This window comes from Rhizobium sp. UBA1881 (assembly GCF_002338015.1).
Lineage (GTDB): Bacteria > Pseudomonadota > Alphaproteobacteria > Rhizobiales > Rhizobiaceae > Rhizobium.
Genome location: NZ_DDHH01000165.1, coordinates 1 through 5,588, shown reverse-complemented (window position 1 = coordinate 5,588; position 5,588 = coordinate 1). Strand labels below are relative to the sequence as shown.

Here is a 5,588-nt window from a genome sequence, read left to right as displayed (position 1 = left end):
AACTTGGCCAGCGACGGCGCCAGCATCTGCACCGCGCCCAGCTGCAGGGCTTCGAGTTCTTCCTTGTCCTTGTAGAGCTGGCTGTTCGGATACACTTCGACCTTCACGCGTCCCTTCGTCAGCATTTCGGCCCGTTCCTTGAAGCGTTCGGCGGCCTGGCCCTTCGGCGTGTCGGTCGCCACCACGTGGCTGAACTTGATGACGATGGGGGCCTGGGCCCAGGCGGCGTTCATGGAAAGGGCAACGGCGAAGGCCGCGACCAGGGTCTTGATCTGCATGATGTCTCCTCGGTGTCTCGATTTATTGTATTGACCGGCGCGAACCAGTCTGTCCAGCTTCATTTTGCCTTGCAATTGCCAATTTCCACAATAACATCGGAATCAGAAACCTTCTACGGTATCGCATGAAAACGCCGTTCCGGCTGCCGCGTCGCGCCAGCCTCTCCCGCCCCTGGCGCTGGCTGGTGCCGGTGCTGCTGGTGCTGCTCTTCCTGGCGGTTCCGTCGTTCAATCTTTTGACCGCGCAGCTGACGCTTCCTGAGAACCCTGATGTCACCATCAAGGCGACCGCGACGCAGTGGCAGTGGAACTATGAGTATGAAGGCTCGGGCGACAATCCGCTCGCCTTCGACAGCTATCTGCTGAAGGATCAGGACCGCGCTGCCGCCGGCAAGGAAGACAAGGCGAAGTATCCGCGCCTTCTCGCCGTCGACAACGAACTCGTGCTGCCGGTCAACAAGACGGTGCGCGTTCTCGTGACCGCGGCCCCGACCGACGTCATTCACGCCTTCGCGATGCCGTCCTTCGGCGTCAAGATCGATGCCGTGCCCGGCCGCCTGAACGAAACCTGGTTCCGCGCCGAGCGCGAGGGCCTGTTCTACGGCCAGTGTTCCGAACTCTGCGGCAAGGACCACGCGTTCATGCCGATCGCAATTCGCGTCGTTTCCGAGGACAAGTACAAGCAGTGGATGGCGTCCGCCGCCTCCGACCTGCCGGGTGCTTACAAGAACCTCATGGCTGAAACCGATGGTCCCGCAAAGACCCTCGATGTCGCCGAAAACGTCGCTCAGTAAAGGAAAAGGAACGGGACATGGCTGGACCTTCCGCACACGATCATTCGCATGATCACGATCATGGCGCGCACGCCCATGACGATCACCACCACGACCACTCGCACAAGCCGAGCTTCGTTAATCGCTGGCTCTTTTCGACCAACCACAAGGACATCGGCACGCTGTACCTGATCTTCGCGATCATGGCCGGCATCGTCGGCGGCGCGCTCTCCGTTGCCATGCGCATGGAGCTGCAGGAGCCTGGTATCCAGATCTTCCATGGCCTCGCCGCCATGGTCTACGGCTACGAGGGCGATGCCGCCATCGACGGCGCCAAGCAGATGTTCAACATGTTCACCACCGCGCACGCGCTGATCATGATCTTCTTCATGGTCATGCCGGCGATGATCGGCGGTTTCGCCAACTGGATGGTGCCGATCATGATCGGCGCGCCGGATATGGCCTTCCCGCGCCTGAACAACATCTCCTTCTGGCTGATCGTCCCGGCCTTCATCCTGCTCATCATGTCGATGTTCGTCGAAGGCCCGGCCGGGGCTTATGGTGCCGGCGGCGGCTGGACCATGTATCCGCCGCTTTCGAGCACGGGTACGCCGGGTCCTGCGGTCGATCTCGCGATCTTCGCGCTCCACATTGCCGGTGCGTCGTCGATCCTCGGTGCGATCAACTTCATCACCACGATCCTGAACATGCGCGCTCCAGGCATGACGCTGCACAAGATGCCGCTCTTTGCCTGGTCGGTTCTGATCACCGCCTTCCTGCTTCTGCTGTCGCTCCCGGTTCTCGCCGGCGCCATCACCATGATGCTGACCGACCGCAATTTCGGCACCTCCTTCTTCGTGCCCGAGGGCGGCGGCGACCCGATCCTTTACCAGCATCTGTTCTGGTTCTTCGGTCACCCTGAAGTCTACATTCTGATCCTGCCCGGCTTCGGTATCGTCAGCCACATCATCTCGACCTTCTCCAAGAAGCCGATCTTCGGCTATCTCGGCATGGCCTACGCCATGGTCGCGATCGGCGCCGTCGGCTTCGTCGTCTGGGCCCACCACATGTACACGGTCGGCCTGTCGCTCGACGCGCAGCGCTACTTCGTCTTCGCAACCATGGTCATCGCCGTTCCGACGGGCGTGAAGATATTCTCCTGGATCGCGACGATGTGGGGTGGCTCGATCACCTTCTCGACGCCGATGGTCTGGGCGATCGGCTTCATCTTCCTGTTCACCGTCGGTGGCGTCACCGGCGTGCAGCTTGCAAACGCCGGTCTCGACCGTTCGCTGCACGACACCTATTACGTCGTGGCGCACTTCCACTACGTTCTGTCGCTCGGCGCCGTCTTCGCCATCTTCGCTGGCTGGTACTACTGGTTCCCGAAGATGACAGGCTACATGTACAACGAGCTCATCGGCAAGCTGCACTTCTGGGTCATGTTCATCGGCGTCAACCTGGTGTTCTTCCCGCAGCACTTCCTCGGCCTCGCCGGCATGCCGCGCCGCTATATCGACTATCCGGATGCCTTCGCCGGCTGGAACTACGTGTCCTCGATCGGCTCCTACATTTCGGCCTTCGGCGTTCTGATCTTCCTCTTCGGCGTGTTCGAAGCCTTCGCCAAGAAGCGCGTCGCCGGAGACAATCCGTGGGGTGAGGGTGCTACGACCCTCGAGTGGCAGCTTTCATCGCCACCCCCTTATCACCAATGGGAACAGCTCCCGCGCATCAAGTAAATGGATGCGAGACATCGTGACCGCCGCCGGAGGAGCGCGGCGGTCACCGTTCAGTTTTCAGGACAATACCAATGACAGTCATCGACGATCGCAGCAGCCTAGGAGACGACAGCGAATTTCGCATGTCGGAAGCCAGCGCACGCGATTACTTCGAGCTTCTCAAGCCGCGCGTCATGTCGCTTGTGGTCTTCACCGCATTCGCCGGCCTGATCGTGGCGCCCGGCCACATCAACCCGATCATCGGCATCATCGCGGTGCTCTGCATCGCTGTCGGCGCTGGCGCATCCGGCGCGCTCAACATGTGGTATGACGCCGATATCGATGCGGTGATGACCCGCACCGCGAAGCGCCCGATCCCGGCCGGCCGTATCGCGCCCAACGAAGCGCTCGCCTTCGGCCTCGTGCTCTCCTGCTTTTCCGTGTCGATCCTCGGGCTCGCCGTCAATTGGCTCGCAGCCTCGATCCTCGCCTTCACCATCTTCTTCTATGCCGTCGTCTACACGATGTGGCTGAAGCGCTCGACGCCGCAAAACATCGTCATCGGCGGTGCCGCCGGCGCTTTCCCGCCGATGATCGGCTGGGCCTGCGTGACCGATAGCGTCACCATCGAAAGCACGGTCCTCTTCCTCATCATCTTCCTCTGGACGCCGGCCCACTTCTGGGCGCTGGCGCTGTTCAAGATGCGCGACTATCAGTCGGTCGGCGTGCCGATGCTGCCCAATGTCTCGGGCGAGCGCACCACCAAGAACCAGATCGTCGTCTATGCCGTGCTGACTGCGTTCAGCGCCGTCGCGCCGACCTTCCTCGGCTTTGCCAGCACCGGTTACGGCGTCGTCGCCGGCCTGCTCAGCGCCGTCTTCGTCTACTGGTCCGTCATCTGCTGGCGCATGCCCGATGGCGACGAGAAGATGGTGCCGGCCAAGAAGCTCTTCGCCTATTCGATCTTCTATCTCTTCGCCATCTTCTCGGCGCTGATGTTCGACCGCCTGGCGTCCTTCCTGGCCGCCCACTGGGGAGCCGGCCTTTGATCGAGACCGTCAAGCTCACCGAAGCCCAGCGCAAGTCCCGCCGCAACCGCAATGTTGCGCTCGGCCTCGTGCTGGCCGCTCTGGTCGTCATTTTCTACGCCATAACAATCGTGAAATTCACTTGAGGGCATGAGATGAGCGAAGCGCAAAGCACGCCGAGAAAGCCGCGCAACAATAGCGCCGTCGTTTTCATGTGCCTTGCCTTCGTCTTCGGCATGGGCGCGGCAAGCTATGCCGCCGTGCCGCTCTATCGCATGTTCTGTCAGCTGACCGGCTATAACGGCACGACGCAGCGCGTCGAGCAGGCCTCGTCGGTCATCCTCGACCGCAAGATGCGGGTCACCTTCGATGCCAACGTCGCGCCTGGGCTGGATTGGGAGTTCAAGCCGGTGGAGCGCGAGGTCAATCCGCGCATCGGCGAAACGATCCAGGTGAATTTCACCGCCGTCAACAAGTCCGACAAGCCCTCGCGCGGCCAGGCCGTGTTCAACGTCACGCCGGGCGAGGCGGGTGTCTATTTCAACAAGGTGCAGTGCTTCTGCTTCAACGAGACCGAGCTCAAGCCGGGCGAGAAGCTGGAGATGCCTGTCGTCTTCTACATCGACGCCGATATCGTCAAGGCCGTGGAATCCAAGGATATACACACGGTCACGTTGTCTTACACGTTCTATCCGAAGGAAGGACCGAAGCCGGTGGCTTCGCGCGAGGATGGAACGCAAACGCTTGAAAAGAAACTTTGATACTGGGTTCGTTTCCGGCTAAGCCGGAGCGGAGAGGATAGGTCCGGGGGAGTCCAAATGGCCGAAGCGCATCAGAAACATCACGATTATCACATCATAGATCCGAGCCCGTGGCCGCTTCTGGCCTCGATCGGCGCCTTCATCATGGCCTTTGGCGGCGTCGGCTTCATGCGCTACATCAATGGCGGCTCGCTGCACATCTTCGGCATCGAATGGGCGCATCCCTGGCTGTTCTTTATCGGCCTTGCCGTCGTTCTCTACGTGATGTTCGGCTGGTGGGCCGACACCGTAAAGGAAGCCCATGACGGCGCCCACACCCGCGTCGTCTCGTTGCACCTGCGCTACGGCATGATCATGTTCATCGCCTCCGAGGTGATGTTCTTCGTGGCCTGGTTCTGGGCCTATTTCGACGCCAGCCTCTATCCGCACGAAGCCATCCAGGCCTCGCGTCTGGCCTTCACCGGTGGTCAGTGGCCGCCGAAAGGCATCGAGGTGCTCGACCCCTGGCACCTGCCGATCTACAACACCGTCATCCTGCTGCTCTCGGGCACCACGGTCACCTGGGCGCACCATGCGCTGCTGCACAACGACCGCAAGGGCCTCATCCAGGGCCTGACGCTGACCGTGCTGCTCGGCGTGCTGTTCTCCAGCGTCCAGGCCTACGAATACGCCCACGCGCCGTTCGCCTTCAAGAACTCGATCTACGGCGCCACCTTCTTCATGGCGACCGGCTTCCACGGCTTCCACGTGCTCGTCGGCACCATCTTCCTGATCGTCTGCCTGATCCGCGCGCTCCGTGGCGATTTCACGCCGAAGCAACACTTCGGCTTCGAAGCCGCCGCCTGGTACTGGCACTTCGTCGACGTCGTGTGGCTGGGCCTGTACGTCGTTGTGTACTGGCTGTAGTGGGGCCTCGATAAACCTACTGCGCGTCGGATCTTTGGCCTGCGATGCTCGCTGTACGTTAAGTACAGCGAGCATCATCGCCTTGGCGGCTCGGCCAACCATCCTTCCGCTCGCTACGGTTTCT

5 protein-coding genes and 2 pseudogenes are annotated in these 5,588 nt (G+C 61.3%); 6 read left to right on the top strand and 1 reads right to left on the bottom strand.

Annotated elements, in window-relative coordinates; genetic code table 11:
- A pseudogene (locus tag B3605_RS19935) lies at positions 1–278 on the bottom strand (C4-dicarboxylate ABC transporter); the annotation flags it as partial.
- 169 nt (positions 279–447) lie between these two features.
- Between B3605_RS19935 and coxB the strand changes: the two are divergent.
- The 6 genes and pseudogenes from coxB to B3605_RS19905 all read left to right on the top strand — a co-directional run.
- Positions 448–1,072, top strand: a pseudogene (coxB, locus tag B3605_RS19930) (cytochrome c oxidase subunit II); the annotation flags it as partial.
- A 17-nt stretch (positions 1,073–1,089) separates the two neighbouring features.
- Positions 1,090–2,790: a cytochrome c oxidase subunit I gene (ctaD, locus tag B3605_RS19925; protein WP_018902032.1), complete on the top strand. Its 1,701-nt coding sequence runs from the start codon at positions 1,090–1,092 to the stop codon at positions 2,788–2,790.
- A 71-nt stretch (positions 2,791–2,861) separates the two neighbouring features.
- Positions 2,862–3,818, top strand: coding sequence for a heme o synthase (locus B3605_RS19920; RefSeq protein WP_112945803.1), 957 nt, complete (start codon positions 2,862–2,864; stop codon positions 3,816–3,818).
- The gene (locus B3605_RS19915; RefSeq protein ID WP_018902030.1) at positions 3,815–3,943 is read left to right on the top strand and encodes a hypothetical protein; all 129 of its coding nucleotides are present in this window, start codon (positions 3,815–3,817) and stop codon (positions 3,941–3,943) included. The genes B3605_RS19920 and B3605_RS19915 overlap by 4 nt, the downstream gene beginning before the upstream one ends.
- Before the next feature lie 9 nt (positions 3,944–3,952).
- Positions 3,953–4,558: a cytochrome c oxidase assembly protein gene (locus B3605_RS19910; protein WP_112945802.1), complete on the top strand. Its 606-nt coding sequence runs from the start codon at positions 3,953–3,955 to the stop codon at positions 4,556–4,558.
- A gap of 57 nt (positions 4,559–4,615) precedes the next feature.
- Positions 4,616–5,464: a cytochrome c oxidase subunit 3 gene (locus B3605_RS19905; RefSeq protein ID WP_296435687.1), complete on the top strand. Its 849-nt coding sequence runs from the start codon at positions 4,616–4,618 to the stop codon at positions 5,462–5,464.
- The last annotated feature ends 124 nt before the right edge of the window (positions 5,465–5,588 follow it).